The organism is Tabrizicola sp. (assembly GCF_051645465.1).
GTDB lineage: Bacteria > Pseudomonadota > Alphaproteobacteria > Rhodobacterales > Rhodobacteraceae > Tabrizicola.
Map to the genome: position 1 here is coordinate 1 of NZ_JBOFBI010000385.1, position 20,806 is coordinate 20,806.

Genomic DNA, 20,806 nt, shown 5'->3' on the forward strand with positions numbered 1-20,806 from the left:
ACCCACATCGTAGGTCGGGCTTCAGCCCGACTCTCCTTCCCCGACATCCAAGGACCATCCCCATGCCCAAAGTCCTCGTATCCGACGAACTCTCCGAAACCGCCGTCCAGATCTTCCGCGACCGAGGGGTCGAGGTCGACTATCTGCCCAAACTTGGCAAGGACAAAGACGCCCTTGCCGCCGTCATCGACCAGTATGACGGCCTTGCCATCCGCTCGGCCACCAAGGTCACCGACAAGCTTCTGGCCAACGCGGCCCGCCTGAAGGTCGTCGGCCGTGCCGGGATCGGGGTCGACAACGTCGACATCCCCGCCGCGTCCAAAAAGGGTGTGATCGTGATGAACACCCCCTTCGGCAACTCGATCACCACCGCCGAGCATGCCATCGCCATGATGTTCGCTGTTGCCCGGCAAATCCCGGAAGCCAACGCCTCTACCCACAGCGGAAAGTGGGAAAAGTCCAAGTTCATGGGGGTTGAGCTTTTCAACAAGACCCTCGGCGTGATCGGCGCGGGCAACATCGGCGGCATCGTATGCGACCGCGCCGTTGGCCTGCACATGAAGGTCGTGGCCTACGATCCCTTCCTCTCCGACGACCGCGCCAAGCAGCTTGGCGTGACGAAGGTGGACCTCGACGAGCTCCTCCACCGCGCCGATTTCATCACGCTCCACGTCCCGCTCACCGACAAGACCCGCAACATCCTCAGCCGCGAGAACCTTGCGAAGACCAGGAAGGGCGTCCGCATCATCAACTGCGCCCGGGGCGGCCTGATCGACGAAGCGGCCCTGAAGGACGCGCTCGACAGCGGCCATGTCGCCGGTGCAGCACTTGATGTCTTCGAGGTCGAGCCCGCCACCGAGAACCCGCTCTTCAACCATCCGAACGTTGTCGTCACCCCGCACCTTGGCGCCTCGACCACCGAAGCGCAGGAGAACGTCGCCCTTCAGGTCGCCGAGCAGATGTCGGATTACCTCCTGACCGGCGCGGTCCAGAACGCGCTCAACATGCCGAACGTCACGGCGGAAGAGGCCGCCGTCATGGGCCCCTGGATCAAGCTTGCCTCCCACCTCGGCAGCTTCATCGGCCAGATGACGGACGAGCCGATCAAGGCGATCAACATCCTTTATGACGGCTCCGTCGCCGGCATGAACCTCGCCGCGCTGAACCAGGCGGTGATTGCCGGTGTCCTCAAGGCCCAGAACCCGGACGTGAACCTCGTCTCCGCCCCCGTGGTGGCGAAGGAGAAGGGTATCCAGCTCTCGACCACAAGGCAAGACCAGACCGGCATATTCGAGGCCTACATCAAGGTCACGATGGTCACCGACAAGCGCGAACGCTCGGTCGCCGGGACCTGCTTCAGCGATGGCAAACCGCGCTTCATCCAGATCAAGGGCATCAACATCGACGCCGAGATCGGCGCCCACATGCTTTACACCACGAACGAGGACGTGCCCGGCATCATCGGCCTTCTGGGGATGACCATGGGCAAGAACAACGTCAACATCGCGAACTTCACCCTTGGCCGCTCGGGCGTCGGGCAGGACGCGATTGCCATCCTCTACCTCGACCAGCCGATCGACCCCAAGGTGATCGAGACCCTGGAAAGCACCGGCATGTTCAGCCAGGTCAAGGCCCTGCAGTTCGAGGTCGGCTGACGCCCCCTTGCCCTTTCATCTTTGCCCAAATATCCCGGGGGTCCGGGGGCTGGCCCCCGGCCTTTCAGCCAGAGCCACCCATGCACCTTTACGCCATCGGCGATATCCACGGTCATCTCGGCCTTCTTCAGGCCGCGCACGAGCTGATTGCCGAGGACATGGCCCGCCACGGTCCGGGGCAGGTGATCCATATCGGCGACCTTGTCGACCGTGGCCCTGACAGCCGGGGCGTGATCGACTTCCTGATGCTGGGCGTTGCAGCGGGCGAGGACTGGGTCACCCTCAAAGGCAACCACGACCGCCTCTTCACCCGGTTCCTCCGCGACCCCGAGGACCGCGATCCCCGCCTCTGGTCCGAGCTTTCGTGGCTTCATCCCCGGCTCGGCGGGGCCGCAACGCTTGCCTCCTACGGGGTCGAGAACGCCGCCGACCGCCCGGTCGCCAAGGTCCACGCCGATGCCGCCAAGGCCGTTCCCGCCGCTCACGTGGCCTTCATCGACAGCCTGCCGCTTTACCATCAGACGGGCGAGGCGCTCTTCGTCCACGCAGGCATCCGTCCGGGCGTCCCCCTGGAAGAGCAGACCGAGACCGATCTCATCTGGATCCGCGAGCCCTTCCTGATCGAACGCATCAGCTTCGGCCCCCTTGTCGTCCATGGCCACACGACCATCGACGCTGCCACCCACTATGGCAACCGCCTGAACCTTGACAGCGGTGCGGCCTATGGCGGTCCCCTGTCTGCCGTGGTCATCGAGGGGCGGGAGGCCGCACTTCTGACCCCCGAGGGGCGCCGGAGGCTGCCGATCCGTGGCGGCTGAACCGGCAAACGCAGGCCGGGGTCTGGACTTGGCCCACGCCTGATCCCATATCCCTGCCATCCACGATCCGGAGGCAGGATGTCAGGCGTCAAGGCGCAGATCGCGGCAACCCCCGCCGGAGGCGGCGCTTTCCGGCTGGACCAGGCGACCCTTGGCATCTTCCTTGTCGATCAGCCCACCCATCGCCTTGCGATCGGTTCCGACCGCCGCGACCACCGCCCGCTGAAGGCGCGCGAGGGCTGGATCATGCCCGCCGGCAGCGAGGGCCTCTGCCGCTACGACGCCCCGCTTGAGTTTCTGACCGTGGCCATCCCCGACCGCCTGATGACCGAAATGGGCGGCACCGCGGGCTTTGCCCCCCAGGTCGGCGCGCTTTCCGCGCTGACGGTCGAGCTTGCCATGAAGGCCCCCGACTTCGCGTCCCAGGGCACGCTGTTCCGCGAAACCATGGAGCGCGCTCTGGTCGCGCAGATCGTCCAGACCCTGGCACCCGAGGCGTCCGAAACCCAGGCGCTAGACGACCCGCGCCTCCGCCGCGCCGTGGCCTACATTACCGACCATCTGGCCGAAGACATCTCGCTGGAAACCCTCGCGCACGAGGCTGCGATGAGCTCGTTCCACTTCGCCCGCGCGTTCAAGGCGGCAACCGGGACAAGCCCGCTGCAATACGTCATCCGCGCCAGGATCGAAACCGCCAAGGCGCTTCTGAAGAGCCCCGCCCTGCCGGTGGCCGAAGTCGCCTGGCGTGTGGGTTATGGCGATCTTTCCCGCTTTGGCCAGCATTTCAAACGGCACACCGGTGTCACGCCGGGGACGTATCGGGCGGGGTGAGATTTCTGGCTGCCGCCGCCCATCAATGGCAAGACGCAGGTTCGGCGGAGTGTCCGCCCCCAAAGGAGCAAAAACGATCGCAAGGCCAGCGCATGATCAATGTCGAGACAATCCGCTTCGAAGCAGGAGTGGCCGCCTACAGCTTTCAAAGCATGACGGTCGGGATTTGACTTGTTGATCAACCCCGGCATTGGCTTGCTCATGGAGCGGACCGGCACCGCCATGTGCCGCCTATGGCACACGAAGGCCTGATCATGCCGGGCGGAAGCGAAGGGTGCTGTGTCTTTGATGATCCGCATGCGCTGCTCATGGTTCAGCTTGCCCTTCGCGCGCCGAAATTCAGAGAGATGGGGCGATCTATCACGAGACGCTGGAACGCGCGTTCGCTGCGGAAGTCCCGTCAACCGTTTCTCCGATCAATGAGGCCGCGCGGCCGATGGATGACCGGCGGATAAGACTCGCGGTCGAATTCATCAACGATTACCTCGCCGAGGACATTTCCCTCATCGAACCTGCTGAAGAGGCGGCGATGAGCGCCTTTAACTTCGCGCGGGCCTTCAAGGCGGCGACGGGCCAGTCACCGCTGCAATATGTCATCGGTGCCAGGATCGATCTGGCGAAGCTTCTGCTGCGAACCATGAGGCTCAGCCTTTCCCTGATCGCATTGCACATTGGCTACAACGACGTCAGCCGTTTTGGCCAACACTTCCGGACGCGTGTCGGGGTAACGCCTGCGGCCTTCCGCGCGCACTGAGAAACTCCGCAAGAATCGCATAACCAACCGCAAGAACCGCGCCTCTCAGGCGACCGCTCGGCTGCCATCTTCATCCCATCGCAACCGGGCAAGCGCCCAAGAGAGATGGAGACGAACGATGAAAACCCTGACCCTTTCCGCCGCCGCCATGCTGCTCGCCACGACTGCCATGGCCGAGGTGCAGACCCGCACGGTGACCTTCGAGAACGAAGGCGTCACGCTGTCGGGCACCCTGTATCTGCCCGCCGACTACAACGGCGAGAAGCTGCCCACGGTCGTCGTGACCGGCGCCTGGACCAGCGTCGAGGAGCAGATGCCCCGCGAATACGCCGAAGAGATGGTCGAGCGTGGCTTTGCCGCCTTCACCTTCGACTTCCGCGGCTGGGGCAAATCCGGCGACCTGCCGCAGAACATCCGCTTCAAGGAAGACCCGGCCGCCAAGATCAGCGACCTGAAGGCCGCGTTCGAGACGGTGGCGGCGCTGCCGGAGGTGGATGCGGCCAATATCAGCGGCCTCGGGATCTGCGCGTCGGCGGGCTACATGGTTGATGCCGCGACCGGCAACCCCTTGGTCAAGAATGTCGGCCTGGTAGCGCCGTGGCTGCAGAACCAGACGATCGTCGAGGCGGTCTATGGCGGCGCTGAAGGCGTCGCGGGGCTGCGGCAGATGGCGGCGGATGCTGCCGCAACGCCGGGCGGCGTGATCATCGGCGCGGCGGGGCCTGCGGGCACCGAGGGCGTGCTGATGGCGATGGACGGCTACTATGCCGACCCGGCCCGTGGAGCGATCCCGGCCTACGACAACCAGTGGAACAACCTCAGCTGGGAAGCCTGGCTGACCTACCTGCCCGCCGACCATGCGGCTGCCTTCGACAAGCCCTTGGCCATCGTCCACTCCGAAGCCGCTGCGATCCCGGATGGCGTGCGCGCCTTCCTTGCCGGCTACACCGGCGAAGCTGTGGTCGAGTGGCTGGATAACGTCGACCAGTTCTCGTTCTACGACCGCGAGGATGCGGTCGACGCCGCCGCCAATACGGTTGCCGAGCATTTCGGCAGCTGATCCCGGCGCCATGACCTGCACCGGATGCCTCCCTCCCCGGTGCGGGTCCTTTCCCAAACCCCCATGAATGAAAGGAACCATGCCATGAAAACCCTTGCTTTTGCCGCCGCTCTGGCCGCCACTTCTCTGCCTGCCCTTGCAGAAACGCGCGAGCTTCCTGCAGTTGGGGACATCGAAACGTCTCGCGTGATCTCGGTCGTCTCGTCGATCCCGCTGGCCGTCGACCTTGCGGCCTACGACCTCGCCGAGCAGGCCTTCGCTCCCGAAATCGTCATCGACTACACCAGCCTCTGGGGTGGCGAGCCTGCGACGATGACCCCCGCCGACCTGATGACCGCATGGCGCGGGATCGTGCCGGGGTTCGATGCGACCTGGCATGAGCTGTCGGACGTGCAGGCCACGGTGACCGGCGACACCGCCACGGCGACGGCATTTGTCGATGGCCGCCACTGGATCGGTGATCAGCTGTGGCGCCCGGTGGGCAACTACAACTGGGATCTGCAGAAGATCGACGGTGAATGGAAGGTCACGCGGATGGAATTCGCCATGACCGAAGAGATCGGCGACCGCGACGTGGCGACCCAGGCCATGGAACGGGCCAAGGCGCTGACCCCCTGACGCCGATCAGCAAACAGGCCTTTCCGCCAAAGCGCCTCCCCTCCCCCCGTGTGGGGAGGGGTTGGGGGTGGGGGGCCTCGACAGAAACACCCTGACCCTCAAGGAGACTGACGATGAAACGCTTCACCCTTTCCGTGGCCTTCCTGGCCCTCACCACCCCCGCCTTCGCGACCGGCCCGCAGGACGCCGTCGACGCGCTGATTGCCGCGATGGCCTCGGGCGATGCCGCCACTGTCGAAGGCAGCTTCACCCCGGACGCAGGCTATGCCTATTCACTCGACGGCAACCTCACGCGGGGCGACGGTTTTGACGGCTGGATCACCAGCGACATCACCGGCCCCGGATCGCAGTTCATGATCGAAAGCGCCACGGTGACCGGCGATACGGTCGATGCGCTGGTCATGTGGGGACGCGGCGGCAGCATGACCTCGCCCGCCCGCTATGTCTTCACGGTTGAGGGCGGCAAGATCGACAGCTGGCGCATGACCAACCGGTAGGGGGAACAGACGATGCGCCCCCTTCTGACCCTTGCGATCGGCCTCCTCCCGCTGGCGCTTGTGGCGCAGGAGGGCGCGCGGATCGCCCTGCCGGACGACTTCCGCACCAAGATGCAGCATTACGCCAGCGTCGACTGGGCGGACGGTATCACCTAGCGGCTTTACATCAACGACCTGGCGCTGGAGACCCGGCGCGAGGAACGGCGGCTTTCCTCGGGCACCGTCTTCGCTATTCAAAACTTCCTCGCTGCGACCGACGCCTTAGGTCAGCCACAGCGCGACCATGCCGGGCGGCTGGTCGTCGGAGACAGCCTCAATGACGTCCAGGTCGCAATGAGAAGCGCCACCAGGGCAGAGGTGCGAAGCACCGCTTCAAGGATGCTCCCGCCGGATCAGCCGCTTGACTGACCGCCCGCCCAGATAGCCGAAAACCACCGTCGCAAGCCCCACGACCTCGGCAATCGCCGGGCCTTCCGGAATGCCGCGCACGAACAAGGCCACGGCCATCAGGCAGAAGCCGCCGGCCGACATCCAAAGCCAGAACCACAGCTCGCCCCGCGTGGGGCCGAAGCGGTAGGGGTTCTTTTCCGTCATTCCAGAGCCTTTCGCGCCTCCGCCACGGTTGCCTTGGTTGCGGGCTGCATCCACACCTCACCACAATAGGGCTGCACGATGGAAGGCAAGTCCGGTCGCGCGTCCGGGGCCATGTCGCTGACCGCAATCCGTCCTCCATCCATGGCGCCTATCAGCACCCGGCCGGTCGCCCGGGATTCATGCGGCCCCTGCGCCATCCCGCTGTTCCAGATGAAAGTGACTTCGCCCTTGGCCTTGCCCTTCAGCACATCGTCCACCTGGACGGTCACCAATGCCGCACCCCAGGGAGAGCCAAGGTCCTGATACCCCGTCACCTCGCCCACAACCACAAGCTCGGCCCCGGCGATGTTCTTCATTTCGAACGGTTCAAGATAGGTGCAGGCCTCGGCCCCCACCGGCATCATCCCCAAAGCCACAGCCATCATCATCTTCCGCATCGCATCCTCATTCCGCTGGACGGGGCGCGAAACCCGTGATTCCCTTGCGCCATGATAAGACGCTTCTCGCCGACCGTTGTCCTGGTAGGGATTATCCTACTCTCCGCAGCTTACCTTCTCTGGATCGGACGCGAGCCGATCTGCAAATGCGGCTACATCAAGCTCTGGCATGGCCAGGTCGTAAGCTCCGAGAATTCGCAGCACATCTCGGACTGGTACACCCCCAGCCACATCATCCACGGGTTCCTGTTCTACGGCCTCCTCTGGCTTTTCGCACGGCGGCTGTCGCTGGGCTGGCGGCTTGCGATTGCCACGCTGGTCGAATGCGCCTGGGAGATCGCCGAGAACTCTGACGCGGTGATCGAGCGCTACCGGTCGGTCACCATCTCGCTGGATTACTACGGCGATTCCGTCCTGAACACGGTGGCCGATGTGCTGGCCATGGTGCTTGGCTTCTGGCTGGCGTCAAAGCTGCCAGTCTGGGCGACCGTCGCGATTATCCTCGTCTTCGAGGCGGTGACCATCTGGCTCATCCGCGATGGTCTGGCGCTGAACATCCTGATGCTGACCTACCCGGTCGAAGCCGTGTCCGACTGGCAAGCCCTGCGCTGACCCTGCGAATTTTCGTCGAAAATTCGGCGCGTTTACACGCGCATCCGCCGCCAGGACAGCAGCGCCGCCGCCGTCAGCGTCAGCAGGATCCCCGCCACCACCCAGAAAAACCCCCGGTCCCCCATGCCCGCCACCAGCGGTGCGAGGATCAGGGGCACACCAATTGCCCCCACCAGGCCCGAGGCGACGATGGTCGGCGGCACCCGGATATCCTCGCCCATCTTGCCGCTTGCCGTGACATAGAAGCCCGGAAAGAACACCCCTGTCGACGCCCCCATCGCCACGAAGAAGACCGAGGGCGAGACGAAGACCGCCCCCAGCGCAAAGACCGCGGCCGAGCTGACCGACAGGGTGAAAAGGAAAAACGGCTGCACCCGGTGCGCCACAAAGATCAGCGCCACCCGGGCCAGCAGGAACACCACGAAGAACGCGCTCAGCAGTTCCGACGCCCGCGCCTCCTCGACCCCCGCCCGGATCAGCGCAGACGGCCCAAGCCCCGCCAGGCTCGCCTCCATCCCGATCGCCACCGCTCCGAACGCCAGGATCGCCCAATGCGGCCTGAAGGCCTTGACCTCGCCCTGAGGCGCCGAGCCCGCCCGGCCGGCAGGCCCGGCGAAGACCCAGATCCCTGCAACCACCGCAGCCACCAGCCCGAAGGCCCAGCGTGGATCGCTGCCAAGCCAGACAAAGGCCAACGGCGCTGCAATCGCGCCCACCCCGAAGGTCGCGTTCAGAAGGCTCAGCATCGACGGCCCGTGCCGCCCGAAAGCCCGCATCACCCGCGGGTTGAAGACCGCCGTCGCCATCCCGTAGCCCAGGCCGAAAACCACCGTCGCGACCAGCGTCAGCCCCCAGCTGCCCCCGACCGCCATCCCCCCGGCGCCCACGCCCATCGCCGCCAGCGCATGCCGGGGACCAATCACGCCCCCGTTGAAATACATAAGCCCAACGCCCAGAAAGCAGCCGACCCAAAAGAGCGAGACGAACAGCCCCCCCTCGCCCTCACCCAGCCGGAAGTCCAGCACATAGACCGGCAGCGCGGGCCCCAAAAGCGCCTGCCCCGCCCCCATCATCACGAAGGTCGCCACTCCAGCGAAAAGCAGCGCCGCATGGGTCCGGATCAGGTCTTTCAAAGCTGCGCTCCTGCTGACCTGCCTGACTTCCCCCGCCGATCTGCCACTGTCAATGGTGACCATGTGACGCTACGTTGTCTCGGCAGCTTCGCCAAATTGGGGCATGCTCCGCAAAACAGACGGAGGGACCCATGACCGACATCCACATCCTTTCAGCCGCCCGCACCGCCATCGGCGGCTTCGGCGGCTCACTCGCCGGGATGCCGCCCATCGACATCGCCACCCATGCCGCCAAAGCAGCCCTCGCCCGCGCCGGGGTGGAGGGTGCGCAGATCGGCCATGTCGTCATGGGCCATGTCATCAACACCGAACCCCGCGACATGTACCTTTCCCGCGTCATGGCCATGCAGGCGGGCATCCCCGAGACGACGCCCGCGATGAACGTGAACCGCCTTTGCGGTTCGGGCGCCCAGGCGGTGGTCTCGGCAGTGCAAGCCCTGATGCTGGGGGATGCCGAGATGGCGCTCGCGGGCGGAGCCGAATGCATGAGCCGCTCGCCCTACATCCTGCCCACAGCCCGCTTCGGCCAGAAGATGGGCGACACCCGCGCTCTGGACATGATGACCGGTGCGCTGACCTGCCCCTTCGGCACCGGGCATATGGGAGTGACAGCGGAGAACGTGGCCGCGCAGCACGGCATCACCCGCGAGGATCAGGATGCCTTTGCCCTCGAAAGCCAGACCCGCGCCGCCCGGGCGATTGCCGAAGGGCGGTTCACCGACCAGATCGCGCCCATCGAGATCGGCGGCAAGAAAGGCCCCGTGATCTTTGACACCGATGAGCACCCCAAAGCCACCAGCGCCGAGGCCTTAGCGGGCCTCAAACCGGTCTTTCAGAAGGACGGCTCGGTGACCGCAGGGAACGCCTCCGGCATCAACGACGGCGCGGCGGCGCTGGTTCTGTCCCGGTACGCAAAGGGCTCGCGCGCCCGGATCATGGGCTATGCTCATGCGGGTGTTGATCCCAAGGTAATGGGGATCGGGCCGATCCCTGCCGTGCAGGCGCTGTGCAAGAAGCTCGGGATCAAGCCCCAGGATTTCGACCTGGTGGAATCGAACGAGGCCTTCGCAGCGCAGGCCCTCGCCGTCTCCCGCGCGCTGGAGCTTGACCCAGCCAAGGTGAACCCGAACGGCGGGGCCATCGCCCTTGGCCATCCGGTGGGCGCGACCGGGGCGATGCTGGTGGTCAAAGCGCTGCATGAGCTGGAACGCACCGGGGGCCGCACCGCGCTCATCACCATGTGCATCGGCGGCGGCCAAGGCATCGCGCTGGGGATCGAGAGCGCCTGACCTCTCCGGCGTGCCTCCTCGTTCGACTTCGTCTACTCGTCGGAACACCAGCGAGGAGTGACGAAGTCATCGACGAGCGCACCCCGTCCCGCCCTACCGCAACTCGACCTGCACCCGGTCCGACCGCCCTTCGGCATCGATCACGCTCAGCGTCACGAACCCAGCCCCTGGCATTGCCAGCATCGCCTCGCGTTCGTCCGAAGCGACCACGATCGGTACTCCGTCGGCCAGCCAGGTAAAGGGCGCCGTCCCACCATTCACCTTGACCTTCAGCCCCGCTGCCAGCAACTCAACCTCCGCCCCATCCGGCGGGAACGCCACCGCTGGGGCATCAGCTTCCATCTCGAACGCCGCCGAGCGCGAGCGGAACCGCTGCAAGGGCTGCGGCAGTTCCGCGTTTGAGACTAGGAGGGTCGAGGCGGGCGCGGCAGGCTGCGGATCAAGCTTCCCTTTCAGCCGGTTGAAGGCCTGGAACAGCACCGGCGCGGCCACATCCGCACCGAAAGCCCCCGGCACCGGCGTGCCGTCGGCCCGGCCCATCCAGACCCCGATCACATGCGTGCCGTCAAAGCCGATGGCCCAGGCATCGCGGTGGCCGTAAGACGTGCCCGTCTTGTAGGCAAGCCGGTTCGACGGTGCCCCCGGAGGCGGTGCGAGGCCCGCCAGAATGTCCCCCACCTGCCAGGCCGCGACCTCGGAGACCAGCCTTTGCCCCTCGGCCGCCTCACCCTCCATCCGGTAAGTCAGCGGCCGCACGACTCCGCCCCGCGCAAGCGCGGCATAAAGCTGCACCATATCCGACAGCGTCACCCCCACCCCGCCGAGCGCAATCGCGAGACCCGGCTGGTCACCCGGAAACACCGGCTTCATCCCCGCCTTCTCCATCGCCGAGATCAGCTTGGCAGGCCCCAGCGCCTCGGTCAGCTGCACGACGGGGATGTTCAGCGACAGCTGCAACGCCTCGCGCAGGCGGATCGTGCCGCGGTAGAGCCGGTCGAAGTTCTGCGGCGCGTAGGTGCCGAATGTCATCGGCTTGTCTTCGATCATCGTTTCGGGATGCCCAAGGCCCTCGTCGAAAGCCAGCGCATAGACCAGCGGTTTCAGCGTCGATCCCGGCGAGCGCAGCGCCTGGGTCATGTCGACAAACCCTTGCCGCAGGTCCGCCTGATAGCCCGCCGATCCGACCGACGCGAGAATCTCGCCCGAGGCATGGTCGGCGACCAGGATAGCCACCTGCAACTCTTCCCCCCGGCCTTCGACCGCCTCCGCCGCCAGCGTCTCAAGCTTTCGCTGCAACTCGACGTCCAGGGTCAGGACATGGGTCAGAAGCTGCGGCTCCTCATCCCGCGCCCGGTCGGCGAGATGCGGGGCCAGCGCCGGGAAGGGCTTGCGGATGCCAGGCACCTCTTCGCGCAAAGCGGCCTCGGCCTCCTCCGCGTCGATCACACCCTCACCCACCGCCCGCGCCAGCACCCGGTTCCGCGCGGCCTCGGCCTTGTCGGCGGCCCGGTCGGGGCGGCGGTTTTCAGGGCTTTGCGGGATTGCCACCAGCAGCGCTGCCTCCGCCGGGGTCAGGCGCGACGGTTCCTTCCCGAAGTAGCTGATCGACGCGGCCCGCACGCCTTCAAGGTTCCCTCCGAAAGGTGCAAGGTGCAGATAAAGCTGCAGGATCTGGTCCTTGCTCAGCCGCCGCTCCAAGGCCAGCGCCACCCGCATCTGCCGCAGCTTGCCCGCGACTTCCCCGGTCGTCCCCTCCTCCAGAAGCCGCGCGACCTGCATCGTCAGGGTCGACCCGCCCGAGACGACCCGCCCGTTCCACACCGCCTGCAGCACCGCCCGTGTCATCGACCGTGGGTCGACCCCGGCATGCTCGCGGAACCGCTTGTCCTCATAGGCCATGAGCATCTGGAGATAGAGCGGGTCCACCTTGTCCGGCGGCAGCGCCAACCGCCAGCGGCCATCGGCCACGGTATAGGCCCGCAAGAGATCACCATCCCGGTCCAGAACCTCGATGGACATTTCCACCGCCAAGGGCGGCAGGACCGTCGCGTCGATCCAGTCGTCAAACCGGTCGCGCCCGAGGGCGGCAAGCCAGAGGCCCAAAGCCAGGGCAACGAACCATCGGGCGCGCATCATGACCACCGCCTGCGCCAAGCGCTTCCCGCCCCCCTGGTGGGGGAGGGAGAGGGAGGGGGGGCTGCGCGACATCTGCCGGGAGCCCCCCACCCCCATCCCCTCCCCACGGGGGGGAGGGGAGGCGCATATGCTCGCCGTTGCTCCATCCTTACGGCGTGATGGTCAGGGTCCCGGTCTCACTGCGCGCCCGGAAGTCGGGGCGGTACATGTCCTCGACCGAGGCCGCTGGGTGGTGGAACGTGCCGGGCGATACGGCGCGGACGACATAGGCAAGACGGAAGCTCTGGTCCGAGGACCAGTCCACCGCCGTCAGGAACCGGTCCTGCCGGAACTCCGAATGCTGCACGTCCTGCAGCGTATCCAGCCACCCCAGCTCCGAGGTCGACCCCGCCGACATCAGGTTCGGGTTGTCGATCTCGAAGCCCGCAGGCAGCGGGTCCGACACCATCAGCCGGGCTTCGCCGTAGCTGAAGGGCGTTACCTCCAGGACCGTCACCAGCCGCGTGCCCGCCGCCACGTTCTCAACCGTCACCTCTTCACCGGCCATGGTGTAGTAGGTCCGCTTGATCGCATAGCCGTTGCCGCCTGCCGGTTCCGGTTCCGACGGCACCCCATACGTCGTTACCGTCACCGTCGTGTCGGGGCCGTCGTTCTTCACCACTACCGGGGTCACCGAGCCTGCATCCAGCACCCGGACCAACGGCCCATCGGCGGGCTTGCCGTCGATGGTGATGCCTTCCGTCCCCGGCCGGTCGATCAGCGCATTCGCCGCCAGAAGCGCCCAGGTCGCTTCCTGCGTCGACAGCAGGTTGCCCTGCACCGCGATCCGGTCGGTCAGCGCCTCGCGGTCCACGGCCTGAGACCCGGCCTCGACCGCCAGCGTCAGCAAAGCCGCCGCGTCGCGATACCGTGTGCCATAGTCCACCCGCCAGATCTGCTCGACATCCGGACCCGCCAGCGCCTCCATCTTGGCTGCGGCCTTGCGGAACATCGCATCGGCCCGCGCCTGATCGCCGTAAGACGCCAGCGCCGCCGCCAGCTGCGCCTGCGCGATGGGGGTAGAGAAGTCGTCCCCCTTCACGTCGGCGTAGTAGCGCAGGTCGCCCACCGCCGCCGCACCCTCGCGGGCCAGCACCATCAGCGCATAGGCCAGAGCCTCGCCACCGCCATTGGTCTCGGCGCTGAAGTCGGGCGCGTAGTTCACCTGGTTCCGCAGGTTCGCCAGCGCATTCCGCAACGCAAGGTCCGGCACCTGATAGCCTTGCGCCTTCGCCCGGCTCAGGAAGTCGGTCACATAGGCGTCGAGCCAGAAGTCGCCCTGCCCCGGACCCCAGAGGCCGAAGCCGCCGGTCGAGGACTGGTTCGCCAGGATCTCCACCACCGCCTCGTCGATGCGCTGCTGAATGTTGTCGGCACCCTTCAACTCCATCACGCGGGCGATTTCGTCGAAGTAGAGCAGCGGCAGCGCGCGGCTGGTCATCTGCTCGGTGCAGCCATAGGGGTAGCGGTCCAAGGCCGCCAGAAGCCCCGGCGCATTCAGCCGCGCCAAAGGACCGACGGCCATGGTCGCCTTGCCCGACCCTTCGACCAGCCCGACGAAGACGTTCTCGTCAAAGGTGAAGGTCTGCCCCGACGCCAGTTCCAGCCGCGAGATCTTGGCGACCTCCGGGTCGTTCACCTGCACCGGAATGGTCAGGGTCTTCTTCAAGACCTTGCCGTCCGGCGTGGTCAGACTGACATCGATGGTCTGAATACCCACCCCACCCGCCGTTACCGGCACCTCGAAGACCGCCTTGGCATTGTCGGCAAGCTCAAAGCCCGAGGGCACTTCGCCCAGGGTCAACCCGTTTGCAACAACATCCAGGCTCATCCGGCCCGAAGGCCCGGTGGCATGGACGATCTCCAGAAGCAACCGCGAGCTGTCCCCCGGCGACATGAAGCGCGGCAGGCTTGCCGTTACCACCACCGGGTCGCGCACCAGCACATCGGCTGTGGCCTGGCCCACGCCGGTCTTCGACCAGGCGACGGCCATGACCTTCACGGTGCCGTTGAAGCTTGGCAGGTCGAACGTCGTCCGCGCATAGCCATCGGGGCCCACTTCGACCGGGCCGGTGAAATAGGCCACCAGCTCCTCTGTCGGAGGTGGCGCCTGCAGTTTCGCCTGCGCGCCCGCGTCGCCGCCCGAGCGGACCTCGCCCACAGCGCCATTCAGCCCGTCGATCAGACGGCCATAGATGTCGCGGATACCCACGCCCAGACGCCGCTGGCCGAAGTAATGGCCCTGCGGATCGGGCGCCTCAAAACCCGTCAGGTTCAGGATGCCCACGTCCACCGCAGCAATCGTGACCCAGGCGGTTTCGCCCTCCGCCACACCATCGACCTTCACCGCAACCTCCAGCGGCCCACGGGGGGCGGCTTCGGCGGCAACTTCGACGACAGCCGAAAGCGCCCTCTCGCCCGGATCGATCGACGCATGGGTCAGCCCCAGCGCCCGCGCCGGGTTCCGGCCCGCCGCCACGTCCATCGGACGCAGGACCGAGGCGGTCACATACACGCCCGCACCCCATTCGTCGGTGACGGGAAGCTGGATCAGGTTCTCGCCTTCCTTCACCTCGACCGCCTGCATGGAAACCAGCCGGTTCGACAGCACCGTCACCAGCGCTGTCCCCGCAGCCCGCGGCACGATCCGCAAGGTCGCGGTGTCGCCCGGCTTGTAAGCTTCCTTGTCAAGCGACAGCTCCAGCGTATCGGGCGTGGCCGACGCATCGGCGGGCGCATACCAGCCGGCATAGAACTCCATCGAGGTCGCGGCCTTGCCCCCATCGGCGCGCTCGACGACAATTTCGTAGGTTCCCCAGTCGACGTCAGCGGCAATCTCTACCGGGGCGGCTCCGAGCGTCGCTTCCCCTTCGGCGACAGGCGTCCGGTTGACGACCGGCTCCCAGCTCCAGTTGCCGTAGGATTGGTACCACTGATAGTCATACTCGACCCGGACGACCGTCCAGGTCACCGGCAGGGCGGTCAGCGCTTCGTTCGCGTCAACCGCGATCAGCTGGAACCGCGCCTCGCCGCCTTCCTGCGCCACGCCATCGAACATCGGCTTCACCCCGATCAGCTGATCGGACGACGATATCTTCTTCGTCACCGACCGTTCGACCGGGCGGCCAGAGCCTTCGGCAACGCGGATCGTCACGCGCGCCTCAAGCGGGCGGTACGGGTCTTCGATGATCGGCAGGAAGACCGGGACCACCGCATTGCCCGCCTCGTCCGTCTCGGCCGAGTTCAGCGACGACATCTGTGCACTAAAGGGCTGGTCGTGGCGGCCGAAGACATAGCCGGGGTAAGCCTCCAGCCCCTCGGCGGCACGCAGCAGCACCTCGCCCTCGATGGCAAGGCCAGCACCCGGCGCACCGAACAGGTAGCGGGCCGCCACCGTCAGATCAGAGGCGGAATCGACGCCGACCAGCAAAGGTGTATCGGCCATGGTCAGGTCAAAGTCGATCCGCTCGGGCAGGAAATCCTCGACCAGGAACGTCGCCGAGGTCAGCGCCGGAGCCTCAAGATCGGCATACATCTCCAGCCGCCACACCCCGCGCGGAGCCGACCCGGCGATAGGCAAGCTGAAGACATGCCCGCCCGCACCGGAATCCTCGACCAGCTGGCGCGAGTATTCCACACCATCGGGTCGCATAAGAACGGCAGTCAGAGGCAGGCCTTCGACCGCAGCCTGTTCGGCATCGCGGGCAAGGGCGGTCACATAAACGGTTTCGCCAGCCCGATAGGCCCCACGGTCGGTAGTCAGGAACACATCGACCGGAGGCGCCGCCTCACGGCCCTCGACCCCACGGTCGGACAGGTCAAACTCCGGATCGGTCAGCGACAGGAAGGCGATGTCCTGATCGCCCTCCTTCACCACCACCATCGCCGGGGCCGAACCGCCCGTCCCCCGCGTCAGCCCCGCATCGAAGACCGCATAGCCCTGATCGTCGGTCGTGGCCGTGCCCAGCACCGTGTTGGCGCGGTTCAACAGTTCAACCGTCACGCCCGTCTTTGCCTCGGCAGTCCCAAGCGCACGGACGAACACATGCAGCCCGTCGACGCCCGACATCGTGGTGACCCCGAGGTCCGAGATCACGAACCACTGCCAGCCCGGCGGGATGTTGTAGGGGTCAACCCCCGGCACCGCCGCTTTCAGCGCATAGATACCCGCAGGCAGCCCCTCCAGCGCCTCGCCCAGCGGCAGGCGGGTGGTGACGTCCTTGTTCACCTCCTGCGTCACAGTGGCCGTGCCGGTCCAGAGCTCCTCGCCCACCGTGTCGGCGAAGTACTCTTCCGAATAGACGTTGATCGGCGCGCCGAAATAGTAGTCCTGGATCGACCGCAGAAGGTTCCGGTCCGTCACCCGGTACAGGGTCAGGTCCAGCTTCTCGGTATTCACCGTCTCGACCGGCAGCGCGGCCTCACCGGCCTTCGGCAGCACATAGCCGCGGCCTGGGAACTTCACCCCCGGCGCGCGGTCGCGGATGTACTGCGAAATCTCGACCGACTTCGCCATCGTCTGCCCGTCCGCCGCCGGCAGCCCCTCGCGGAACGTCACCGTATAGCGCTTGCCATGCTCCAGGCCCGTGACGCAAAGCTGCCGCCAGCCGCCCGATTCAACCACCATCCCAGGCTCGGTCAGCTGCACGAAGGTCGAATAATCGACCCCCGACGCCACCAGGTCCTCCGAGAAGGTCGCGCAGATCCGCGGGCGTGCCAGGTCGGACTGCACGATCGTCTCGGCAATCCGGAAGCCGTACTTGCCAATCGCATCGTCCAGAAGCGCCGCCGTATCCGTCCGCTCCTGCAGCCCCTGAGCCAGCCGCAGCGCCTGCACCGTATCCCGGCCCCGGCCATTCCGCTCCAGTACGTCGGCCATCGTCACCAGGATCGTATGCCGCAGCGCCGGATCCACGGCCCGCAGATAGGCGTTGACCGACGACAGGAACGCCTGGTTGAAGAAGTACCCCGACTGGTTCGAATCCGCCTTCCCGGCCTCCAGCTGCCGCCGGGCAAACTCGCCCCAGGTCGCCGCGTCATCCGTCAGGTTCAGCGCGGCACCCGTATAGGCCGCGGCTCCTGCCCAATCGCCCGCTACTTCAGCGTTCAAAGCCGCCGCGAGATGTTCCTCGGCGGTCCATGGGCCCGTCGTGTGCTGGCGACCAAGCCCCAGCGCCTGCTCGAAGGCCGGCTGAATGTCCCAGTCCTGCAGGAACGAAAGCTCGACCCGCCGCTCCTTCGCCGCCTCTCGCACCGAAGCGTCCGCCTCGATCACGTAGGCCGAATAGGCACCCGCGAAGAACACGCCCTCGCCCGGCCCGTTCTTCACGAAGCACGATCCGTTCTGGGTGTTGAACACATAGGCCGTGCAGCGCGCGTTGGTCAGGCAGGCCCGCTCGCAGGCCTCGATCGTGGTGTCGAAGATCGATGCGACATCGCCCCCCGGCAGGTCCTGATCCTGGCTCACCACGAAGCGCCGCTCGGGAATCAGCTCCTGCGCTTGGGCCAGCCCCGAAACACCAAGGAATACCGCCCAAACAACCGCTTTCAGAAACCAACGCATCGAAAATGCCTCCCTGATGGATTGGCGTAAATGTCGCATGTCCGGGGACTTACTGGCAAGGCCAGGCCGACCCTTTCAGCGTTAAGCCTTGGTTCATTTTGTTCAGGGAGTGTAGTCGCGGAATCCAGACGTGCGGTTCAATCGCAAAGCCGGGTTCGGGGCAGAATCTCGGCTGGGAAGCGATGGATCTTTCGGAACGTCTGGTCAAAGAACGGCGCGGAAGGCTTGCTGCCGAACGCCTGCTTGAACAAAAAAGCCGCGAACTTTTCGCCGCCAACGAAAAGCTGGCGATCCATGCCCGCTCGCTGTCCGACCAGATCGTCGAACAGCGCCAGGCCGTAAGGTCCGCGCTGTCCGAGGCGGAGGTTCTGAAGGATCAGAACACCCGTTTCGTCGAAGACCTCGACCGCGCCCATACCGCTGCCGTCATGGCTGAACGCAGGCTCTGGGACGCGATCGACACCGTGCGCGACGGGTTCGCCGTCTTCGACACCTCGTTGAAGCTTGCGACCGCGAACCGGGCCTGGCTTTCGTCGTTCGACGGCCAGCACGTCGCCCCCGGCATCCCCTATGACGAAATGCTTGGCATCTTCGCCAACACCAAGCTCGACCTCGGCGAGGAAACGACCGAAGACTTCGTGGCCCGCATGCTTGCCCGGATCGAGACCGACCCGCTTGAGCCGGTGACGCTGAAGCTCCTGAACGGCACCTGGATCAAGCTTCAGGATCGCCGCGCCCGGGATGGCGACCTTGTCTCGCTTGCCATCGACATCACCGAACAGATGCGCATCTGGGCCGCAATCGACGTGCTGCCCGATGGTTTTGTTCTCTTTGACCGGGAGGAACGTCTTTTGGCCTGCAACCAGCGTTATCGTGAGATGTTCCCCGACTCTGCGCCGCTCATGCAGCCCGGCGTCACGTTTGAGGATCTTTTGCGCAACGGCCTTCGCAACGGCCACATCCCCGAGGCCGTGGGGTCCGAAGAGGATTGGCTGACGAACCGCCTGCAGCATTTCCGCGCTGCCGACACGATCGCCGAGAATGCGCTTGCGGGCGGCCGGGTGATCCTTGAATCCGACCACATCACCCCCGACGGCGGCCGCGTCGGCCTGCGCACGGACATCACCGCGCTGCGCGAACAGCAGGCCGCGCTCGATGCCGCCCGCAAGGCCGCCGAGGCCGCGAACCGCGCGAAGTCGGCCTTCCTCGCCAACATGAGCCACGAGATCCGCACCCCGATGAACGGCGTCGTCGGCATGGCCGAACTGCTCTGCGACACCGCGCTGACCGAGGAACAGCGCCTCTTCGCCGAAACCATCCGGTCCTCGGGCGAGGCGCTTCTCGTAATCATCAACGACATCCTCGACTATTCCAAGATCGAGGCAGAGCGGCTGACCCTGCGTCCCGAACCCTTCGACCTTGAACGCACGATCCACGAGGTGACGATGCTCCTTCAACCCCGCGCGCGGGAAAAGGGCATCGACCTCATGATCGACTTCGACATGTTCCTGCCCACCCGCTTCGTGGCCGATCCAGGACGGCTTAGGCAGGTGCTCACGAACCTCATCGGCAACGCGGTGAAGTTCACCGAAAAGGGCCATGTCCTGACCCGCGTCGTCGGGATCGACGAAGACGGCGGCCTCCAGACGCTGCATGTGACGGTGGAAGACACCGGCATCGGCATCGCGCCCGAATTCCTTGACCACATCTTTGGCGAGTTCAACCAGGTCGAGGATGAGCGGAACCGCAAGTTCGAAGGCACCGGCCTTGGCCTTGCGATCACCCAGCGGCTGATCGAACACATGGGTGGCGCGGTCTGGGTCGACAGCGACTTCGGCAAGGGCTCCAGCTTCGGGTTTCGCGTGACCCTCCCGGTGGCCGAGGATGCGGGGCCGGTGCAGGTGCCGGTTTCGGTGAAGCGGGTGATCGCGGTCGACGACCAGTTCATCAACCGAACCATCCTGGAACGTCAGCTTGCCCCCTGCGGCATCGCGGTCACGCTCTGCCGCTCGGGCGCCGAGGTGCTGGAGCGGCTGGCAGCCGACGAACCCTATGATGTGGTCCTGACCGACCATGCGATGCCGGAAATGGACGGAGTGACGCTTTTGCAGCGCATCCGCAGCGCAGGTCACGAGTTGCCGGTGATACTCCTAAGCTCGCACGCCACTGCACTCGGGGCGCGTGCGGCTGATTTTGCGGCGGTCCTGCAAAAGCCGATCCTGCGGTCCGATCTCTACCGCCACCTGCAGGGTCTCACCGCCCCTGCGGCCCCCGAAGTGGTTGAGGCGGCCCCGGTCGCAGCCGTGGACCTTCGCCAGATGCGCGTCCTCGCGGCGGAAGACAACCGGACAAACCAGCTGGTCTTCCAGAAGATGGTGCGCGACATGGATATCGAGCTGGTCTTTGCCGACAACGGCCGGATCGCGGTTGAGAAGTTCCAGAGCTTCCAGCCCGACCTCATTTTCATGGATATCTCGATGCCCGAGATGGACGGCAAGGAAGCCGCCCGCACCATCCGCGCGCTAGGCTCGAATGTGCCGATCGTCGCCCTGACCGCGCATGCAATGGAGGGCGACGCCGAAGGCATCCTCGCCGCCGGGATCGACCGCTACCTGACGAAACCGCTGCGCAAGACCGCAATCGAAAGCGCTCTGTCCGAGCATTGCCCGCGTGAGGCCCGCCCGCCCGTGATCGCGACCGAGAGGGCCGCCTGACCACGTCTGAAGTCAAGCGCGCCAACCGCCCCAAGCGCCTCCCCTCCCCCTCGTGG

At 65.9% G+C, this 20,806-nt stretch carries 16 protein-coding genes; 11 read left to right on the forward strand and 5 right to left on the reverse strand.

From position 1 onward, the window contains the following. The first annotated feature begins 62 nt into the window (after positions 1-62). The 8 genes from serA (at position 63) to ACRCSW_RS23515 (ending at position 6,389) form a co-directional block, all read left to right on the forward strand. The gene (gene serA, locus ACRCSW_RS23480; protein ID WP_438708073.1) at positions 63-1,655 is read left to right on the forward strand and encodes a phosphoglycerate dehydrogenase; all 1,593 of its coding nucleotides are present in this window, start codon (positions 63-65) and stop codon (positions 1,653-1,655) included. 80 nt (positions 1,656-1,735) lie between these two features. Next, the gene (locus ACRCSW_RS23485; protein WP_438708074.1) at positions 1,736-2,473 is read left to right on the forward strand and encodes a metallophosphoesterase; all 738 of its coding nucleotides are present in this window, start codon (positions 1,736-1,738) and stop codon (positions 2,471-2,473) included. A gap of 78 nt (positions 2,474-2,551) precedes the next feature. Further along, positions 2,552-3,304 (forward strand): helix-turn-helix domain-containing protein, encoded by a 753-nt coding sequence (locus ACRCSW_RS23490; protein ID WP_438708075.1) that lies wholly within the window; start codon positions 2,552-2,554, stop codon positions 3,302-3,304. Positions 3,305-3,740: 436 nt separating this feature from the next. Then, a complete protein-coding gene (locus tag ACRCSW_RS23495; RefSeq protein WP_438708076.1) occupies positions 3,741-4,058 on the forward strand; it encodes a helix-turn-helix domain-containing protein in 318 nt (105 codons plus the stop codon). Positions 4,059-4,176: 118 nt separating this feature from the next. Further along, a complete protein-coding gene (locus ACRCSW_RS23500; RefSeq protein WP_438708077.1) occupies positions 4,177-5,118 on the forward strand; it encodes an alpha/beta hydrolase in 942 nt (313 codons plus the stop codon). An 84-nt stretch (positions 5,119-5,202) separates the two neighbouring features. Beyond that, a complete protein-coding gene (locus ACRCSW_RS23505; RefSeq protein WP_438708078.1) occupies positions 5,203-5,736 on the forward strand; it encodes a nuclear transport factor 2 family protein in 534 nt (177 codons plus the stop codon). A gap of 113 nt (positions 5,737-5,849) precedes the next feature. Continuing rightward, positions 5,850-6,233 carry a hypothetical protein gene (locus ACRCSW_RS23510; RefSeq protein ID WP_438708079.1) on the forward strand — a complete coding sequence of 128 codons (384 nt, stop codon included), beginning with the start codon at positions 5,850-5,852 and terminating at the stop codon, positions 6,231-6,233. Between the two features lie 12 nt (positions 6,234-6,245). Beyond that, positions 6,246-6,389 carry a hypothetical protein gene (locus ACRCSW_RS23515; RefSeq protein WP_438708080.1) on the forward strand — a complete coding sequence of 48 codons (144 nt, stop codon included), beginning with the start codon at positions 6,246-6,248 and terminating at the stop codon, positions 6,387-6,389. A 216-nt stretch (positions 6,390-6,605) separates the two neighbouring features. Here the strand turns inward: ACRCSW_RS23515 and ACRCSW_RS23520 are convergent, their stop codons facing one another. Together ACRCSW_RS23520 and ACRCSW_RS23525 are read right to left on the reverse strand one after the other, a co-directional pair. Continuing rightward, on the reverse strand, positions 6,606-6,827 hold the full coding sequence (locus ACRCSW_RS23520) for a hypothetical protein (protein ID WP_438708081.1): 222 nt from the start codon (positions 6,825-6,827) through the stop codon (positions 6,606-6,608). Beyond that, positions 6,824-7,264 (reverse strand): hypothetical protein, encoded by a 441-nt coding sequence (locus ACRCSW_RS23525; RefSeq protein WP_438708082.1) that lies wholly within the window; start codon positions 7,262-7,264, stop codon positions 6,824-6,826. Before ACRCSW_RS23525 ends, ACRCSW_RS23520 begins: the two co-directional genes overlap by 4 nt. Before the next feature lie 51 nt (positions 7,265-7,315). Between ACRCSW_RS23525 and ACRCSW_RS23530 the strand changes: the two genes are divergently transcribed. Then, on the forward strand, positions 7,316-7,876 hold the full coding sequence (locus tag ACRCSW_RS23530; RefSeq protein ID WP_438708083.1) for a DUF2585 domain-containing protein: 561 nt from the start codon (positions 7,316-7,318) through the stop codon (positions 7,874-7,876). 32 nt (positions 7,877-7,908) lie between these two features. Here the strand turns inward: ACRCSW_RS23530 and ACRCSW_RS23535 are convergent, their stop codons facing one another. Continuing rightward, a complete protein-coding gene (locus tag ACRCSW_RS23535; protein WP_438708084.1) occupies positions 7,909-9,009 on the reverse strand; it encodes an MFS transporter in 1,101 nt (366 codons plus the stop codon). 131 nt (positions 9,010-9,140) lie between these two features. Here ACRCSW_RS23535 and bktB point away from each other — a divergent pair, with 131 nt between their 5' ends. Then, the gene (bktB, locus tag ACRCSW_RS23540) at positions 9,141-10,298 is read left to right on the forward strand and encodes a beta-ketothiolase BktB (RefSeq protein ID WP_438708085.1); all 1,158 of its coding nucleotides are present in this window, start codon (positions 9,141-9,143) and stop codon (positions 10,296-10,298) included. A 93-nt stretch (positions 10,299-10,391) separates the two neighbouring features. Here bktB and pbpC read toward each other — a convergent pair whose 3' ends face one another. Both pbpC and ACRCSW_RS23550 read right to left on the reverse strand, forming a co-directional pair. Next, the gene (pbpC, locus tag ACRCSW_RS23545) at positions 10,392-12,434 is read right to left on the reverse strand and encodes a penicillin-binding protein 1C (protein WP_438708086.1); all 2,043 of its coding nucleotides are present in this window, start codon (positions 12,432-12,434) and stop codon (positions 10,392-10,394) included. A 148-nt stretch (positions 12,435-12,582) separates the two neighbouring features. After that, complete coding sequence (locus ACRCSW_RS23550; protein ID WP_438708087.1) at positions 12,583-18,036, reverse strand: alpha-2-macroglobulin family protein; 5,454 nt, start codon at positions 18,034-18,036, stop codon at positions 12,583-12,585. A 182-nt stretch (positions 18,037-18,218) separates the two neighbouring features. Between ACRCSW_RS23550 and ACRCSW_RS23555 the strand changes: the two genes are divergently transcribed. Further along, positions 18,219-20,750 (forward strand): response regulator, encoded by a 2,532-nt coding sequence (locus ACRCSW_RS23555; protein WP_438708088.1) that lies wholly within the window; start codon positions 18,219-18,221, stop codon positions 20,748-20,750. Positions 20,751-20,806 lie beyond the last annotated feature (56 nt).